This window comes from Haloglomus halophilum, assembly GCF_024298885.1.
In the GTDB taxonomy this organism is placed as follows: domain Archaea; phylum Halobacteriota; class Halobacteria; order Halobacteriales; family Haloarculaceae; genus Haloglomus; species Haloglomus halophilum.
Window position 1 is genome coordinate 2,374,678 of the sequence record NZ_CP101166.1, and the last position, 16,424, is coordinate 2,391,101.

Here is a 16,424-nt window from a genome sequence, read left to right on the forward strand (position 1 = left end):
TAGATACTATGACCGGATGGCGCTCAGCAGTGCCACAGCGCCGCCGAGGAGCAGGACCAGTGCGACCGGCGACCCGCCGCCGACCAGCCGGAAGACGACGTACGCGAGACCGCCGCCGGATGCCGCGAGCAGTCCCCCCCCGGCCGCGTGGACCCCGACCGCACGACCCGTAGCCGCCCGGCAGCCGACCTGTTCTCCCAGTCCGACGGCGTGTTCGGCGGTATCCCAGGCCACCAGCCCGGCGCCCGCGGCGACGAGCAGTGCGGCCGGTCCGGCGCCGAACGCCCCCGCCAGCAGCGTCCCCGCCAACAGCGCGAGTCCCCCGCCGCCGACGAGGTCCCGGCGCCCGTGATGGGTGCCGACGGCGAGCAGTCCGAGCCCCAGCGCGCCCGCGAGGGCTGCCGGACCCCCGGTCAGCAGCACGAGGGCCGAGACAACCCCGGGGACCAGCACGATGGCCAGCGCCGCGCGTCCCGGCCCGTCATCGAACGGCTCCGCCTCGTCGACTCCCGCCGCCCCGCGTCGGGTGTCGGCACTCACGTCGACCACCGCTGGTTGGCCCGCACGAGGGCGGTCGCGAGCGGTTCGTCCTCCCAGTCGACCACGCGGACGCCGGCGCTCCGCAGGGTCGAGAGCCGGCGGTCGCGCTCGATAGCCGCCAGCGCGTGCCCGGCCGTGTCACGTGCCGTCGGGTCCGTGCTCACGACGGTCACCCGGTGTCCGTGGGCGTCGAGCCGGCGCGCGAGGTCGACAGGTCGGTCGTCGGCCAGCGGGCTGAACAGCAGTACCTGTGCGTCCGCCGGCAGCCGGCGCTCCACCCGCCGGCGAGCGATGGTGGGGAGGAACGTCCGGTCGGGCGGGATTGGGTCGAACGCCGGGTGCGTCCCGAGCAGTTCCCGGGCACGGGCCCGATGCTCGCCGCCCATCCCAGGGGCGAGCCAGCACGCCGTCGGCCCCCACGCCGCGATGCCGGCCCGGTCCCCGGCGTCCAGCAGCGAGGTGAACGCCGTCCCCGCCGCCGTCACGCTCCGTTCGAGTGCCGTCGGTGCGCTCGGTGCCGGCGCGCAGTAGGCCGTCTCGCGCGTGTCGAGCAGGCAGACGACGGTCGCGGCCCGCTCCTCGCGGAACTGTCGGGTGGCGAACTCGCCGGTCCGGGCGACCCGGGCCCAGTCGACGCGCGAGAGCGGGTCGCCCGGGCGATAGCTCCTGACGGAGTGGAACTCCGCGCCCGCGCCGCCGGAATCGGTCGTGACGCGACCGGAGAACCCGGTCGTCTGCGGCCGGAGCGGGACGGCCTGGCCCTCGCCGAGGCGCGGGGCGCACGCGAGTCGGTCCGTCGTGGTCGTCGAAGCCTCGTCACCCGTCCCGGTGGTCGTTCCTTCCTCCGTCTCCTTCGCCGTCTCTCCTCCCGTCCTCTCCCCCGCTGACTCCGGGGCCGCGGCGGGCACCGCCAGCTCCCGCTCGACGGCACCGGTGAACCCCCGCAGCAGGACCGTCGCCGGGCCGAAGCGGTGGTGTCCACGGCTCGCCCGGACCACGTAGGTGAACGTCGCGCGCTTGCCCGGGCGGAGCGCGGTGGCGTGCCGGGGTGACCCCTCGGCGACCGTCAGCGCGCCGGGAACGCCGTCGACGACCCGCACGTCGGGGAGCAACGCGTCGCCGGTGTTCGCGACGGTGACGGTCACCCGGACGGACTCGCTGGGTTCGGCCCGTTCCCGCTCGACCTCGCGCTCGACGGCGACCGACGAGGCCGGCGGCCCGGCGGTGCGCGCGGCCGCGCCGAACAGGACGCCGGCCGCGCCGGCCAGCGCCAGCGCCGGCCGCGACAGCAGCACGCCCAGCGCACCCGCCAGCAGGGCGAACGCGGTCACCCCCCGCCACCGCCGGGTCGTCCGGTCGATGGCGTCTCCGGGGCTCGCCCGCCGGTCGGGTGCGCCCGGGTCGCCGAGATGCGGGTCCGGGACCGGACTACTCATCCTCGACACCTCCGTCGGCCGCTGCGGAATCGACGCCCTCCGGCGGGCTGGCAGCGTCACGCCCCGTATCCGAACCGTGTGTGCCGATACCGGGCGGCGGTACCTCGCGCTCGGCGTGGGCCGCGATGGCTGTCACGGCGCGCCGGGCCCGCTGGGTGAAGGCGAGGTCCGACCCGAAGGCATCGCGCAGGCGCGCGCCGAACGACAGTTCCCGGTCGGCGGCGGGGACGAAGAAGCTCGCCGCCCGCTCGTCGGCGGTCCACGTCCCCGAGCGGAGGTGTCGACGGGCACCGTCCTCGTCCAGCCCACGGGCGACCAGTACGTCGACGGCGAGCCCCTCCAGTCGCTCGCGGATGGCCGCCCGCTCCTCGTCGCGCCGCTTGACGCGCAGGTCGGGCAGGTCGGCCAGGCGGTCGTCGAACTCGTCGCCCGGGACGGACGCACGGAACCGTCGTTCGACCTCGGCCGGTTCGGCCGCGCGCCCTCCGCCGACGAGGCGGGCACTGACCGCGAGACCGCCCTGTAGCAGCGCCAGCGATGCCAGTACCGTCACGACCACGCGGTCGGTCCGGAGGCCGACCAGCGACGCGAGCCCCGGCTCCACCAGCACCGCGACTCCGGCGAGGACCGCGGCAGCGCCCACGACCGACAGATAGCCGCGCACGTTCATCCTCCGTCCCTCGTGCCCGCGTCACCGGGCGTCCGGTCACCGGGCGTCCGGTCGTCGGCGTCCGTCGGCGCGTCAGCCGCCGGGTGCTCCCCGGACGGCGCCTGCTGGCCGGCCGCCGCCTGCTCGTCGGTCGCAACCTGCTGGCCGGCCGCCGCCTGTTCGGCCGGCAGTCCATCGCCGTACGTGCGCTCGATGCGGCGGAGTGCGGCCGTTGCGCGCTCGGCGCGCTCCGCGGTCGCGGGCGCGTCGCCGTAGCGGACCGCCTCGAAGAGCCGGGTCAACTCGGCCACGTCGTCCCGGTCCATCCCGGCGTCGACGGCGGCGTCGGCGAACTCCGCGGGCGTGCTCGCGTCGGGCCGCTCGACGTCGAGGTGGGCCGTCATCTCGTGCCAGGAGCGGTAGACCGCGTTCTCGAGGTCGTCGGCCGCGTCGAGGCGGTCGGCGGCACGGCCGGCCGCGTCCGCGACCGCCGCCACGTCCGACTCGGACGGTGGCTCGGGCGTGTCGGGCGTCCGGAGGTCGACCCGCTGGTCGCCGCTCGCCCGGACGATGACCGCGACGGCTCCGAGGAGGACGAGCCCGAGTGCCGCCAGCAGCGCCGTCGGCGGGTCGACGGCCTGCGAGACCGTGTCGGCGGCGCTTCCACCTCCACCCGCCGGGAACGACGGCTCCCCCGACTTCGGGCCGGAGCCGGCGCCCAGCTCTGAGGGACGCAGCAGCGACAGGAGCCCGTAGAGTACCAGTGCGACGACGACGCCGACGGTGGCGGCGGTGACCAGCTGTCGGGCGCCGTACTCCCGGTAGAGCTCGTAGGTGCCGTATATCCCGACGAGCAGGACGACGACACTCAGGAGCGTGCGGGCCCAGTTCGGCAGGAACCCCTCGGGCGGGTCGAGCTGCTCGAGGCCGCCACCGAGGCTGAACCTCGGCTCCGAGTCGACGCCGGTTCCGTCCCCCGCGCCGGCACCGGCACCGGCACCGTCGCCGGCCGCCGTGTCCAGCGTGGCGGCGACGCCCCCCAGCGCCAGCACGGCCAGGAGCGCCAGCAGTCCGCTCGCGACCTGCTCGCGGTTCACGGCCACCGGTAGTCCACCGCGGCGTTTAGACGTTCGGGCGGCCGCCTCGGATGGGGCGCGTGGGGGCGGCTCAGCTTTTGCTCTGCCCGGCGCCCCGGCGCTCCAGCCACTCCGTCACCCGGTCGACGAGCGACTCGAACCACGCGCTCCCGAACAGCGCCACGACGAGCGCGCCGAGGGTGTCGAAGACGAGGTCGACGAGGCTGTCCCCGAGCCCGTACTGGATGAGGACGGGGTCGAACCCGAGTGCCTCGGCCAGTTCACGAGCGCCGAACTCCAGCACCTCCCAGAGGACGCCCGCGGCGAGCGTGAACAGGACGACGAACACGGTGAGGAAGCGCGGCGGGACGTGGACGGCGTCGGAGTGCCGGTCGAGCGCCCGGACCGTCGTGTAGCCGACGCCGGCCACCAGCATCGCCGACAGTGTGTGCGTGACGTGGTCGTACCACCAGACATCGTCGTAGAGACCGAGCATCCCGAGGCTGTGGAGGAACAGGGCGAGCGTCAGAGCCAGCACCAGCCACGAATCCAGATGGAGGTCGAGGTCGCGAGCCAGCAGGGCCGGCAGGAACGTGGCTCCCAGCGAGAGCGCCGCGTTGACGACGACGCTCAGATTCCGCGTGACCAGGCCGGCGAGCAGCACACCCGCGATGGCTCCCTGCAGGAGGCGACTGGTCTGTCGGGTGTTCGGAAGGAGTGTCCTGCGACGCACGCCGAGCAGTTGCCACGGCGAGGACTTAACTACCGGGCGAGTGGCGTGTGTCGTCCCCCCACGATACGCGTATATTGCCGCGTCACGAACGACCGGTGATGATGGCCACCACGCACGTGCTGGTCGCGGCCGGGGTCGCGAGCCTGACGGCCCTCGCCGCCCCCGAGCACGCCCCCGCAGCGGTCGCCGCCGCGGGCCTGGGCGGCCTGTTCCCCGACCTCGACATCTACGCCGGTCACCGGCGAACCCTCCACTTCCCGGTGTACGCGACCGGGGCGGCGCTCGCCGCGCTGGCGCTGGCCGTCACGTCCACCTCGGCCGTGACGGTGGCGGTCGCCGCGTTCCTCATCGGGGCCGCCCTCCACGCCGCGCTGGACGCCCTCGGCGGCGGCCTCGAACTCCGGCCCTGGGAGGGGCGCTCCGAGCGGGCCGTCTACAGCCACTACCACGGCCGATGGCTGGCGCCGCGGCGCTGGATCCGCTACGACGGCGCCCCCGAGGACCTCCTCCTGGCGTCCGTGGCCGCTGTCCCGACGGTCCTGCTGGTCGACGGCGCACTCCCGGCCGTCGCCGCGATACTGGGCGTATCGACGGTCTACGTCGCGCTCCGGCGGCGGCTGGCCGCGCTGTGGGCCCGCCTCGCCGAGCACCTCGTCCCGCGGCTCCCGCCGACCCTCCAGCACCGCGTCCCGGAGCGGTTCGTCGACGCGGACTGACCGCTGTTTCCACGTGAGGACGGCCCTCCCGCCACCCCGATTTATGCCGCCGCCCGTCGAAGCCAGCGAGCATGCAGTACGAGCGCGAGGACGCCGATTTCGAGTCCGAGGGCGAGCTGTGCGCCGCGTGGCTCTACCGACCGGAGACACCGGCGATGGCCGACGGCGAGGACCCGCCGGTCGTGGTGATGGCCCACGGCTTCGCCGGCACGCGGGAGATGGCCCTGCCGCAGTTCGCGGAGACGTTCGCCGAGCGCGGGTTCGCGGTGCTGCTGTTCGACTACCGCTCGTTCGGCGACAGCGCCGGCGAGCCCCGCAATCTCGTCTCCCCGGACCGCCACGTCGCCGACTGGCGGGCCGCCGTCGACCACGCCCGTTCGCTCGACGGGGTGGACCCCGACCGGGTGGCGGTGTGGGGCTCGTCGTTCTCCGGCGGCCACGCGCTCGTGACGGCCGCCCGGGAGAACGTCGCCGCCTACGTCGGACAGGTGCCGTTCCTCGACGGGATGCGGACGCTCCCGTACCTCGTCGAGCAGAACGGGCTCTCGTTCGGCATCGACGCCACCGTCGCCGCGCTCGACGACTTCGCGCACAAGTACACCTTCCGAGAGCCGCGCTACATCCCCGTCGTCGGACAGCCGGGCGAGCTGGCCGCGCTCAGCACGCCCGGCTCCGAGGCGGGCTACCGCGAGATGGTCCCCGACGACCTGCGCGAGGAGGAGTGGAACCGCTGTGCCGCGCGCATCCTGCTGACCGTGGCGACCTACCGACCGCTCGAACACGCCGGCCGGGTGGACTGCCCGGCACTCCTCGTCGAGGCCCGAGAGGACCAGCTCGTCCCCGGGAGCGCCGTCGACGCCACGGTCCAGCGGCTGGACGATGTCGAGCGCGTCCGCATCGACGGCGACCACTTCGACCCCTACACGGACGCCTTCGAGCGGGTCGTCGAGCGCGAGGCGGCGTTCCTCGAACGAACCCTCGCCTGACCCACCCCCCGGTCGGTCCCGTGCTTCCGGTCGGATTCCAGCCTAGAACTCCTCCTCACCCCCTTCCTCGAACCCTCCCTCTTCTTCGAAGCCGCCTTCCTCCTCGAACTCACCCTCCTCCTCGTCGCCGCCGAGCGCGCTGGCGATGGTGCCGAGGATGCCCTCGTCCTCCGCTTCCTCACCCTCCTCGTACTCCTCTTCGAACTCCTCCTCGAACTCGTCGTCATCGTCGTGGTCCGAGTGGTGGTGGCGGTGGCGGTGGTGCCCGCCGTGGCTCTCGGTCAGTGCCTCCAGCTCACCGGGGTCGAGCCAGACGCCGCCACAGCTCGGACAGTAGTCGATCGTCACGCCGTGTTCGTCGCGCTGTGCCATCGATTCCCCACAGGACAGACAGGATAACCCCTGGCGTGTCGTCATGACCGAGCGATATTCCGCATTCCTGTTAAATGTTGACGCTGAGCAGGGCTGGACCTCACACTCGGGCGCGTCGGGGGCAGCGGTGCGGGGGGTCCGGCTTCAGTCGAAGCGGGGGGCGGTCGCTACGCGCTCACCCCGGCTGGTGTCCGTGGCCCAGCGCCACCGTCGTAGCGTGAAGCGCCAGCAGTGCCGGGAGGGTTCCGACGGTAGCAATCGGTTCCGCCGACAGGACCGCGGCGTGGGCCGCGACCGGGTCCGGGAGCGCCCCCGCGGTGTGGAGCAGTGCGGCCGGGTAGAGGACCGGCAGGACGACGGCGACCCAGAAGGCGACGCGACGGAGGGACGCGGCCACGAGATCGGCGCCGGCGCGTAGTTCAGCCGCGACGCGACGGAGTACCGGCCGGCGGGCGACCGGGTCCGGGACGGAGGTGGAGGGCGTATCGGACATGGTCGACCGTGTGGACGGCTCCACCATCAACCACCCGTAGGGACAAACGTCCGCTTGAGCCATCCGGGTGTCCGGCCTGCAGGCCATCGAGGGCCCGGCAGCTGGCTGGCCATCGACCCGGCGCGGGGCGAGTCAGCCCGGACTCACTGCACGCCGGACTGGAGGTTCTCGAGGAGTTTCCCGACGAACAGGCCCATCCGCGGCGAGAGGTCGTCGCCGTCGCGCGGCTGGTCGGGGAGCGCACGCAGTGACTCGACGAAGCCGCCGTCGTGTTCCATCGCCGCCAGCATGTCGCGAACGTCGACGACCAGCCCCTGGTCGCTCGTGTCGAGGTCGGGGTAGCGCTCGCGCTCCCAGTCGGAGTAGTCGATGGTCCATGCCGGGCCGCCGACGGCCTCGATGACCGTCGCGGCGTCACCGACGAGGAGTGGACTGTCGTCGCTCTGGACGTACACCTGTCCGTCCTCGATACGCGTCCGGTAGCGAACCTCCTCGTCGGCGCCCCGACGCCCACGCCCGTCCATGCCGTGCCACTTGGACACACGGACACATCAACGTTCGCAGTGGCACGGCCCACGGGCTCGCGGCGCAGGCATCGGCGACCCGTGCGTGCGCGGCGTGCCGGCCTGCGCCGGCTCGACGGGACGTTGCGGGGCGCTCCGGGCGGAATCGCTCGGAGGAACGTCCGTGGAGTACGTCCGCAGGAACGCCACCTCCAGGGCTCGAACCTGGGACCACCTCGTTAACAGCGAGGTGCTCTACCAACTGAGCTAAGGCGGCGCGCACTCCCCGATAGATTGGTCCGATAAAAACCGCTTTCGCTTCGCCGGCACCGTGTGGCTCGGCCGCACGATACCGTCCCCCACCGTCTCCGGCGGCGGGACCGCCACGCTTTCGACCGGACCATGACAACCCCAGCGCATGAGCGACGACGCTGCCGGCAGCGACGACCCGTTCGACCGGGTCGTGGCCCACGTCCGCGAGCGGGTGGTGCCTGACGACGACGAGCGGGCCGAGATGGAGGCCGCCGCGGCCGAGGTCGTCGACCGGGCCGAAGCGGCCGTCGCGGAGCTGGACGTCGAGGCGGATGTCGTACGCGTGGGGTCGACGGCACGGGGGACGTGGCTCTCGGGCGACCGCGACCTCGACGTGTTCGTCCGGTTCTCGCCGGCCCTCGACCGCGCCGCCCTCGAACGCTACGGACTGGAGGTCGGCCACGCCGTCCTACCCGACGGCCACGAGGAGTACGCGGAGCACCCGTACGTGAAGGGCGAGATCGACGGCTTCGACGTGGACCTGGTCCCGTGCTACCGGCTGGACGACGCCACGGACATCCGGTCAGCCGTCGACCGGACGCCGTTCCACACGGCGTACCTGCGCGAGCGGCTGGACGACGACCTCGCGGCCGATGTCGTCGTCGCGAAGGCGTTCCTGAAGGGGATCGGCGCGTACGGCTCCGACCTCCGGACGCAGGGGTTCTCGGGCTACCTCACGGAACTGCTGGTGCTGGCGTACGGTGGCTTCCGGGGGCTCTGCGAGGCCGCGGCCGACGACTGGCAGCCGCCGGTCGAACTCGACCCCGCGGACCACGGCCGCGCCTCCTTCGACGACCCACTCGTCGTCATCGACCCGACGGACCCCGAGCGGAACGTGGCCGCCGTCTGCTCGGCCGCGGCGGTGGGGCGGCTCGTCCACTACGCCCGCGACCTCCTCGGGGACCCGCGCGAGGCCCTGTTCGAGCCCCGGGCGCCCGCCCCCGTCGACGCCGCGGCGGTCCGGGACGCCGTCGCCGACCGGGGTACGCATCCCGTCGCGGTCCGGTTCCGCGCACCCGACGTGGTCGAGGACCAGCTCTACCCGCAGCTGGACCGCTCGCTGGTCGGCTTCCGTGACGAACTGGCACGGCGCGGGTTCGAGCCCGTGCGCGCCGACCGGTTCGCGCAGGCCGACGGGGATGTCGGGACCGAGGAGAAGCCGACCGCCGCACTGCTCGTGGAGTGCGCCGTGGCCGAGCTACCAGCGGTCGAGCGCCACGAGGGGCCGCCGGTGGCCGTTCGGCAGCACGCCGAGGGGTTCTACGAGAAATACGTCGACGACGACCGCGTGTACGGGCCGTTCCTCGATGGCGACCGCTACGTCGTCGAGCGCCCCCGCGACGTGCGGACGCCCGCTGGCCTGGCCGAGACGGCGCTGTTCGACTGCTCGCTCGGGCCGCACGTCGAGTCGTCGCTGGAGGACGGCTACGACGTGCTGGCCGGGGCGGCGGTCGCGGAGCTGGCCGAACCGTTCGGCGAGGAACTGGCAGCGTACTTCGATCCGGTTCCGTAGCTCAATAAGTATGTTATATTATGGGTTATGAGTTTACTCGCACGAAGTATGTGCAAATGGGGATTTGATCATTTCTGAGGCCAGAATACCTCGTTATCCCACGCAACAGCGACCGCGGCGGTGGAGCCGTCTACGAAGCCCTCACGCTCTCGACCGGTTGCGACTCGCTGCGGTCCTCGGTCGCTACGCTCCCTGCGGTCCTTGCGTCGTCTCACCGGGTCGAGAGCGCTCGCCCTTCGAGTCCGCCAGGAGTCGGCCGTTCCACGGGCGCGTATCCCTGCCCTCCCCCGGGTTTCGCGGCCTCGCGTGCGCTCGGCACGCGCGGCCCGGCCAGCGAGTGGTTGTCGGGCCGGCCGGTTCCGGGACCTGGAAGCGCGCGAGCGCCCCTCATGGCGAACCGCGAACGTAGTGAGCGTGTTCGCCGACACCCGGCGCGAGCGCGGGGAGGGGTGGGGACACTAGCAACCCGCTGGAACCACCACGCGCGAACGCTCCGTGCAACAGGCAACAGGGCGGGGGCTTTCCACAGGACTCCATCACCGTTGTCGCCAAGAGAGCAGCCGGGGGCGTACAGGACTCCGCGTCGTTGTCGTCGAGAGAGCGCGGGGGCGTTCCACGCGGTTTCGCTCGAGGCCGGCAGCCCATGCCCGAATCATTCGCGTCCAGATTGAAGTACGGGGCCGCGGAACCCCCGCGTATGTACGACCATATCTGCCTCCCGTCGGACGGGAGCGCCCACGCCACGAACGCGGCCGAGCACGCGCTGGCCCTCGCTCGGGCCTTCGACGCGACCGTCCACGTCCTCGGTGTCGCCGATATCGACCGTGCGGCCGGGCTGTTCGATGCGGGCGGCGTGGACGCCGAGTTCGTCGAGCGTGTCGAACAGGAGGCCGAGGACGCTGTCGAGCGGACGGCCTCGCTGGCGGCGAGCGAGGACCATGTCGAGACGGCCATCGTCCGGGGGGACCCGGGCGAGACCATCGTCGACTACATCGACGAGCAGGGGCTCGACGCCGTCGTCATGGGGACCCACGGCCGGCGGGGACTGCGCCGGTTCATCGCCGGGAGCGTCACCGAGCACGTCGTCCGGGTGGCCGAGGTCCCCGTCTTCACCGTCCGGCGGCCCGACGATGCCGGTGAGGGCGACGAGTCGACCGGTGCGACCGGCGACCTCCCGACGTACGAGCGGGTGCTGGTCCCGACCGACGGAAGCGACACGGCCGACCGCGCGGTCGACCACGCGCTCGCCGTCGCCGAGGCGTTCGGCGGCGAACTCCACGCGCTCAGCGTAGTCGACGTATCGACCGTCGCGTCGAGTTCCGACATCGTTCCCTCCGACACCGTCATCGAGTCACTGACCGACCGCAGTGAGCGCGCGGTCGAGTCGGTCGCCGACCGTGCCGACGACCGGGGCGTCGAGCACGCCACCGAGGTCGTCCAGGACTTCCCCGGGAGCGGAATCCTCGGCTACGTCCGCGAGGAGGAGATGGACATCGTCGTGATGGGCACGCACGGCCGGGCCGGCCTCGGCCGGGCGCTGCTCGGGAGCACGGCCGAGCACGTCATCCGGCGGTCGGATGTCCCGGTCTGTGCGGTCCCTGCCGAGGGTCGCAAGGAAGCGATGGACGAGGAGGCAGTCGAGGATGCGGCGGAGACGGACGGTCTGCTGTGAGCGCGAAACGCCTCTTCGTGAGCGCCGACCTCGACGGCCTGGCCGACGCCGTCCGCGAGGCACAGGCGCCATTCCGTGACCAGCCGGGGATCGACCCCACGGACCCCGAACAGGTCCACGTGACGCTGAAGTTCCTCGGCGATACGGACCCCGGTCGGCTGGACGAGCTGCGCGAGGCGCTCGCCACGGCGGTCGCGGACGCCGGCGTGGGGGCCTTCGATGCCGAGATCGGCGGCTACGGGGTCTTCCCCTCCCTCGACTACATCAGCGTCGTCTGGCTCGGCGTCCGGCGGGGGAGCGGGGAACTGACCGCGCTCCACGAGGCCATCGAGGCCCGGACGACCGACCTCGGCTTCGACCCGGAGGACCACGAGTTCACCCCCCACGCTACCATCGCCCGGATGCGCGACGCGCGTCGGAAGGAGCACGTTCAGGAGGTGGTTCGTGGACGGGACCCCGACATCGGCACCCAGCGCATCGAGGAGGTTCGCCTCACGGAGAGCACGCTCACCGACGAGGGGCCCGTCTACGAGACGCTGGCGGCGTTCGAGTGCTGAACGCCGCCCGGCGCCGTGAGGACGCTGTTTAGGCCGGCCGAAAACATCATATTCGTGACAATTATGCGTGGCGGCACGTTACCCTCCGATATGGCCGACGTGACGCTCGCCGCACTGGTGCTCGTCTTCGTCGCCGGACTCATCACGGCTCTTGCGACGGGGCTGGGCGCGTTCCCGTTCTTCGTGCTCGACGAGGTGAGCGACCGGCTCAACGTCGTGCTCTGGGGACTGGCCTCGGGTATCATGCTCGCGGCCTCCCTGTTCGGGCTCGTTCGCGAGGGGCTCGCCGAGGCTGACCGCGGACCCCAGCTACTCCCGCTCGGCACGTACAGCGGTGAGATCGCGGTCGTGGTGGGCCTGCTCGCGGGTGTCCTCCTCGTCGTCGTGGCCCACGAGGTCGTCGAGGGTGCCGAGGTGAACCCGCGCCAGTACGAGGAGGCCGACTTCCGGAAGCTGGTGCTCATCCTCGGTATCCTGACGGTCCACTCGTTCCCGGAGGGGGTCGCTATCGGCGTCTCCTTCGCCGACCTCAACATCGAGGGGATGACCCTGCTCGGCTTCACCGTCCCGCTGCTCGCGGTGTTCATGACCGTCGCCATCTCCATCCACAACATCCCGGAGGGCGTGGCCATCTCCATCCCGCTGCGGACGATGGGCGTCTCGAACTGGAAGATGGTCTGGTGGGCGGTGTTCTCCTCGCTCCCCCAGCCCATCGGCGCGGTGCTGGCGTTCTACTTCGTCCGCCTCGCCCGGGCGTTCCTGCCGGTCGGCTTCGGCTTCGCCGCTGGCGCGATGATCTACCTCGTCCTGACGGAGTTCGTCCCGGAGGCGCTGGAGGAGGGCGCCGGGTTACCGGGTAACGGCTACCGGGAACTCGTCGCCGGAATCGTCGTCGGGGTCGCGGTGATGGTGCCGCTCGCGTTCATCTGAGGGCGGACCGCTCGCTGGCGGAGGTGGGTTGGCGAGTGAGAAACGCACGGGCTCGGCGACTCGTCCGGCTCAGAACTGCGGGCCGCGGAAGTCGTTCCGGGTGGAGGACCGTCCATCGGAGCGGTTCCGCATCCGGAGCCATTTCGCGATGCCGAGGACGCCACCGGTGGCGCTCAGCCCGACCAGTAGCGGTCCCAGCGTGTTCGCCGGGAGCTGCGCGTAGATGTACGATCCCGTCCCCAGCCCGAAGAGCGCCACCGCCAGCGTCGCGGCGACGATGAACGCGTCGAGTGCTCGCCCCATACGAGGACGAACGGTAGCCCCCGCTATTCCCGTTCTGCCGGGTATACGGACCAGTTTAAGACATGTACTCGCCGGGTGCGCGGTCAGGTGTCCTCGCCGGACGGGTCGTCGGCGTCCGCGTCGGGCGTCGTCGGTTCGGGGTCGTTCTCGGGCCCCGTCGCGCCGCGCGTCCCGTCCTCGACCAGCGGCTCGGTGGGACGCGTCAGGTCGTACGTGTCCCGGACCGTGTCCGCGACCATGCCGTCCTTCTCGACGACGATGTAGACGACGACGTACGGGTCGTCGGGGTCGAGGACGAACGCCTCGAACGGCGGGTCCTCACCCTGTGCGAGGCGGTCGACCAGCGGGTCCAGTGGCTTCACGCCGTCGCGGAACTCGGCGAACAGGTCCCGCTGTCCGGGCTGGTCGGCGAACGTGTAGACGACGCCGGCGGGGTCGCCGTCGGTGGTGTAGGTCACCCGGGAGTTCATCGCCTGCCCGTCGCGGCGGGCGGTCTCCCAGCAGGACTGTGCGGCCTCGAACACGGGGTCGGCGTCGGCCACGAACGCGAACAGGGAGCGCTCCAGCACGTCGAGTGACTCGACGACGGGGTCGTCGCCGGTCCAGTCGAACTCGGCGTCGACGCGGTAGCCCGGGCGGAGACCGCGGACCCGCTCGTCGAGGGCGCCGTGGCCCTCGTGAGGCACGTACGTCGGGTCACCGGCGGGGTCGATGAACAGCCACTCCTCGCGGTCGCGTGTGCTCTCGAGGACCCGGTACGGCCCGTCGAGCAGGGGCTCGTCCGGGTCCTCCCGTTCGGTCGTCGTCTCCGGGCGCCTCCCGGCCGCCTCTGCGGGGTCGTCGGGCGCGTCCGGTACGCTCGGTTCCGTCACTGCGCAGTGCTTGGTCGTGCGTGGACAAAGGCGCCCCGGGTTGGGTCCGAAGGCTGTCCCGGTGTGGTTCGTGTCCACCGCGACGACGGAACCGCGTAGAAAGCCCCTGTCCGTTCTCCAGACCACGACTGCGACGACAGCCACGAATGGGTGTAGAAAGCCCCCGTCCGTTCTCCAGACCACGACCGCGACGACGGAACCGCGTAGAAAGCCCCCGCCCGCTGAGGGCCCCGCGGCTCGCTGTGCGCGCTCGCTTCGCTCGCGTGCTTGCTTCGCCGGGGTGGTTCGATGAGCGAAGCTCATCGTCATCCCAGAAATCTCCGATTTCTGGAGAGACCGCTCAGCGGGCGGCCCCTTTCAGTCCCACCCTGTGGCCCGTCGCACCGAGCGTTCGCGCGTGGTGGTTCCGGCGGAGTGCTCGTGCCCCCACACCTCCCCGCGCCAGCGCCGTGGTGGCTCACCACGCTCGCGTTGCTCGCGGGTTCGCCAGGGTGGCGCTGGCGCGCTTCCTGGTCCCGGAACCGGCCGGCCGAGCAACCGTCACCCGGCCGGGAGCGTCAGGGCTTCGCAGCCGTCCCCGTTGTCGTCGCTGTTATACCGGTGTTAGGAGGAGGTTATTCATAAATATGGCATCTTATACGTAAACTCCCATTTTTATAGAAAATTCAAAGATAAATTATTTATAACGGAGAATATGACTGCTACGTCAGCGAGATGCTCTCGACCACGTTCTCGTGGTAGGCGTCCCACACGTCGATGCGCTCGATGTCCCAGTCGATGGGACCGGCGTCCCGGCCCCGGAGTTGACCGGCGTCGCCGCCGCGAGCGATGGTCACGTGGGGTTCGTACTCGTCGCCCTCCAGCACCTGCCCGAAGGGGTCGACGATGTCGCAGCAGGCCTCGTGGACGTTCATGAGGCCGCGCGAGTGGACATCGAGATAGGCGACCGGCGCCGCGCCGCTGGGCGGGGCCTCGAACGTGTCGACGCCCTCGACCCGGGCCGGAATCGGCCCCGTCCCGTCCAGCAGGTCCCGGACCTGGCCGATGAGCCGGCGGTAGTCCTCGGCCTCGCCGAGGCGCTTCAGCACCATCGTGTGGTGTTCACGGGGCTCGGCGGTCAGACACTCGGTCGCGAGCCCGGCCGCGAGCCGGGCGACCTCGGAGGGAACCGGGACGTTGAGGCTGTACGCGGGCACTGGGAGGTGGTACGAGTCGAGGCGGAAAGAGCGTGTCGAGAACGGTCGGTCCGGAACCGCGGCGAGTGGACCGCCGGTGACGAACCACCGGCGGGGAGTCCTGACGCGTGGAGGTGCCGCCCGTGGGGACGCCGTCGTGCTCAGATGTAGTCGAGGAAGTAGAGGATGATGAGCACGACGATGACGAGTCCGATGATGTTGGTGAGCGGCCCGAGCAGGGGGGCGAGCGCGAACTCGATGAGGTCGAAGAGGAGGTTGACGACGATGTAGACGATGACCAGCGCGAGGATGATCTTCAGCAGATCCTCCACGTCGAGGTTGGCTCTATCGAGCATGACGGGCGGAACTGCGCCCGGATACCGCAAAAGCGTGCTGGCTGTATAGACCGGTGTGGGAGCCGCCTCCACGACGAACGGGCGTCAGTCGTCGTCGCGGCGGAGCAGGAGCAACACGAGGCTGGCGAGGACGACCGCCGTGACAAGCGGCGTGAACGGACCGAGCGCGACGTTCAACAGCCACGAACCGAGCCACAGCAGCCCGAGCGCGACACCCACGGCCAGCGCGAACCCGAGCAGCCGCGTCCCGAGCGACCCGTCGGCCATGCCCCCGATTCGCCGGGGGCACGCAAAAGCGCCGTGGCCCGCGAGTCGTGGCGGGCCCGTGAGGACCGTGCGAACGCCGACGGGCTTAACCCGGAGGCGACGAACCTCCGGGCGATGACCAGGAGGGACTGGCGCGCAGTGCTGGCCGTGTGCGCGCTCCTGACCGCGAGTCTCGCCGCCGTACCGGCCGGCGCCGTCCACGATACGGGTCGGCAGCTCACCGTGCAGGTCCACGAGAGCGGCGCCGCGACGGTCACGTTCGAGCGCTCGTACAACCTCTCGGTCCCCGCCGAGCGTGACCGGTTCGACCGGCTGGCGAACAACACGACGGCGCTGCGCGAGCGGCGCGCCGCGTTCGGCCAGCAACTGCGCGCCGCCGCCGCCAACGGGAGCGACCGGACCCCCCGCGAGATGCGCATCGAGAACGTCACCGTGGCGACCCGGACCGTGAACGGGACGGGTGTCGTCGAGTTCCGGGCGCGCTGGGTCGCCCTCGCCGGCATCTACGGGTCACAGGTCGTCGTCAACGAGCCGTTCGGGACGAGTTTCGACCCGAACGGGACGCTGGTGGTCCGTGGCCCCGAGGGGTACGTCCGCGAGCAGATGAGCCCGCCCCCGGACCGAGCTCTGAAGAACAGCGGGTTCTGGGGCGAAGGAACCGACCTCGAGGGCTTCTCCGCGCGGTTCGTCGACCCCGATGCGACCACCACCGGGGAGGAGTCGACGCCGCCACAGCCCAGCGGCTTCGGACGCCTCGTCGGCGCGAGCGGCCTCGCTCTCCTCCCGGCGCTGCTGGTCCTGCTTGGGGCGAAGCGCCGTGACCTGCTTGGCGGCCACCCCGGTGGCGACGGTGAAGGAGGAGACGGAGACAGCAGCGACGGTGGCGGGGGCGGTAGCGGAGATGGCGGGGGCGGCGGCAACGGTGCCGACGGCGACAGGGGGTAGCAGTTCCACCGTGGTCAC

At 71.6% G+C, this 16,424-nt stretch carries 20 protein-coding genes and 1 tRNA gene; 7 read left to right on the forward strand and 14 right to left on the reverse strand.

Going from position 1 to position 16,424, the window contains the following annotated elements:
* Positions 1–6: 6 nt before the first annotated feature.
* From NL114_RS11425 to NL114_RS11445, 5 genes are all read right to left on the reverse strand, one after another.
* Complete coding sequence (locus NL114_RS11425) at positions 7–540, reverse strand: DUF7519 family protein (protein ID WP_254821048.1); 534 nt, start codon at positions 538–540, stop codon at positions 7–9.
* On the reverse strand, positions 537–1,976 hold the full coding sequence (locus NL114_RS11430) for a DUF58 domain-containing protein (RefSeq protein ID WP_254821049.1): 1,440 nt from the start codon (positions 1,974–1,976) through the stop codon (positions 537–539). Before NL114_RS11430 ends, NL114_RS11425 begins: the two co-directional genes overlap by 4 nt.
* Positions 1,969–2,646, reverse strand: coding sequence for a DUF7269 family protein (locus tag NL114_RS11435; protein ID WP_254821050.1), 678 nt, complete (start codon positions 2,644–2,646; stop codon positions 1,969–1,971). The genes NL114_RS11430 and NL114_RS11435 overlap by 8 nt, the downstream gene beginning before the upstream one ends.
* Complete coding sequence (locus NL114_RS11440) at positions 2,643–3,722, reverse strand: DUF4129 domain-containing protein (RefSeq protein ID WP_254821051.1); 1,080 nt, start codon at positions 3,720–3,722, stop codon at positions 2,643–2,645. Before NL114_RS11440 ends, NL114_RS11435 begins: the two co-directional genes overlap by 4 nt.
* A gap of 70 nt (positions 3,723–3,792) precedes the next feature.
* The gene (locus NL114_RS11445) at positions 3,793–4,434 is read right to left on the reverse strand and encodes a DUF2238 domain-containing protein (RefSeq protein WP_254821052.1); all 642 of its coding nucleotides are present in this window, start codon (positions 4,432–4,434) and stop codon (positions 3,793–3,795) included.
* A 98-nt stretch (positions 4,435–4,532) separates the two neighbouring features.
* On the opposite strand from NL114_RS11445, the gene NL114_RS11450 reads away from it, so the two are divergent.
* Together NL114_RS11450 and NL114_RS11455 are read left to right on the forward strand one after the other, a co-directional pair.
* Positions 4,533–5,150: a metal-dependent hydrolase gene (locus tag NL114_RS11450; RefSeq protein WP_350355369.1), complete on the forward strand. Its 618-nt coding sequence runs from the start codon at positions 4,533–4,535 to the stop codon at positions 5,148–5,150.
* Between the two features lie 71 nt (positions 5,151–5,221).
* Positions 5,222–6,136, forward strand: a complete 915-nt coding sequence (locus tag NL114_RS11455; protein ID WP_254821053.1) for an alpha/beta hydrolase — start codon at positions 5,222–5,224, stop codon at positions 6,134–6,136.
* A 42-nt stretch (positions 6,137–6,178) separates the two neighbouring features.
* Here the strand turns inward: NL114_RS11455 and NL114_RS11460 are convergent, their stop codons facing one another.
* The 4 genes from NL114_RS11460 to NL114_RS11475 all read right to left on the reverse strand — a co-directional run bounded on the left by NL114_RS11460 (position 6,179) and on the right by NL114_RS11475 (position 7,781).
* Positions 6,179–6,553, reverse strand: coding sequence for a TFIIB-type zinc ribbon-containing protein (locus NL114_RS11460; protein WP_254821054.1), 375 nt, complete (start codon positions 6,551–6,553; stop codon positions 6,179–6,181).
* A gap of 130 nt (positions 6,554–6,683) precedes the next feature.
* A complete protein-coding gene (locus NL114_RS11465) occupies positions 6,684–7,001 on the reverse strand; it encodes a DUF8028 family protein (RefSeq protein WP_254821055.1) in 318 nt (105 codons plus the stop codon).
* 143 nt (positions 7,002–7,144) lie between these two features.
* Positions 7,145–7,525 (reverse strand): hypothetical protein, encoded by a 381-nt coding sequence (locus tag NL114_RS11470; RefSeq protein WP_254821056.1) that lies wholly within the window; start codon positions 7,523–7,525, stop codon positions 7,145–7,147.
* A 183-nt stretch (positions 7,526–7,708) separates the two neighbouring features.
* Positions 7,709–7,781 (reverse strand) — tRNA-Asn (locus tag NL114_RS11475).
* A gap of 141 nt (positions 7,782–7,922) precedes the next feature.
* Here NL114_RS11475 and cca point away from each other — a divergent pair.
* From cca to NL114_RS11495, 4 genes are all read left to right on the forward strand, one after another.
* Positions 7,923–9,329 (forward strand): CCA tRNA nucleotidyltransferase, encoded by a 1,407-nt coding sequence (cca, locus tag NL114_RS11480; RefSeq protein WP_254821057.1) that lies wholly within the window; start codon positions 7,923–7,925, stop codon positions 9,327–9,329.
* Positions 9,330–10,026: 697 nt separating this feature from the next.
* Positions 10,027–11,001: a universal stress protein gene (locus NL114_RS11485; RefSeq protein ID WP_254821058.1), complete on the forward strand. Its 975-nt coding sequence runs from the start codon at positions 10,027–10,029 to the stop codon at positions 10,999–11,001.
* Entirely contained in the window at positions 10,998–11,558 is a 561-nt protein-coding gene (thpR, locus tag NL114_RS11490; RefSeq protein WP_254821059.1) for an RNA 2',3'-cyclic phosphodiesterase, read from the forward strand. The genes NL114_RS11485 and thpR overlap by 4 nt, the downstream gene beginning before the upstream one ends.
* 90 nt (positions 11,559–11,648) lie before the next feature.
* Complete coding sequence (locus tag NL114_RS11495) at positions 11,649–12,488, forward strand: ZIP family metal transporter (protein WP_254821060.1); 840 nt, start codon at positions 11,649–11,651, stop codon at positions 12,486–12,488.
* Between the two features lie 69 nt (positions 12,489–12,557).
* On the opposite strand, the gene NL114_RS11500 is transcribed toward NL114_RS11495, so the two are convergent.
* The 5 genes from NL114_RS11500 to NL114_RS11520 all read right to left on the reverse strand — a co-directional run bounded on the left by NL114_RS11500 (position 12,558) and on the right by NL114_RS11520 (position 15,461).
* Positions 12,558–12,791, reverse strand: a complete 234-nt coding sequence (locus NL114_RS11500) for a hypothetical protein (protein ID WP_254821061.1) — start codon at positions 12,789–12,791, stop codon at positions 12,558–12,560.
* Between the two features lie 83 nt (positions 12,792–12,874).
* A complete protein-coding gene (locus NL114_RS11505; RefSeq protein WP_254821062.1) occupies positions 12,875–13,663 on the reverse strand; it encodes a DUF6663 family protein in 789 nt (262 codons plus the stop codon).
* Positions 13,664–14,364: 701 nt separating this feature from the next.
* Positions 14,365–14,859 (reverse strand): 2'-5' RNA ligase family protein, encoded by a 495-nt coding sequence (locus NL114_RS11510; protein WP_254821063.1) that lies wholly within the window; start codon positions 14,857–14,859, stop codon positions 14,365–14,367.
* A gap of 140 nt (positions 14,860–14,999) precedes the next feature.
* Positions 15,000–15,194 carry a DUF7554 family protein gene (locus NL114_RS11515; RefSeq protein WP_254821064.1) on the reverse strand — a complete coding sequence of 65 codons (195 nt, stop codon included), beginning with the start codon at positions 15,192–15,194 and terminating at the stop codon, positions 15,000–15,002.
* Positions 15,195–15,278: 84 nt separating this feature from the next.
* The gene (locus NL114_RS11520) at positions 15,279–15,461 is read right to left on the reverse strand and encodes a hypothetical protein (RefSeq protein ID WP_254821065.1); all 183 of its coding nucleotides are present in this window, start codon (positions 15,459–15,461) and stop codon (positions 15,279–15,281) included.
* 114 nt (positions 15,462–15,575) lie between these two features.
* Between NL114_RS11520 and NL114_RS11525 the strand changes: the two genes are divergently transcribed.
* A complete protein-coding gene (locus NL114_RS11525; protein ID WP_254821066.1) occupies positions 15,576–16,406 on the forward strand; it encodes a DUF7345 domain-containing protein in 831 nt (276 codons plus the stop codon).
* The last annotated feature ends 18 nt before the right edge of the window (positions 16,407–16,424 follow it).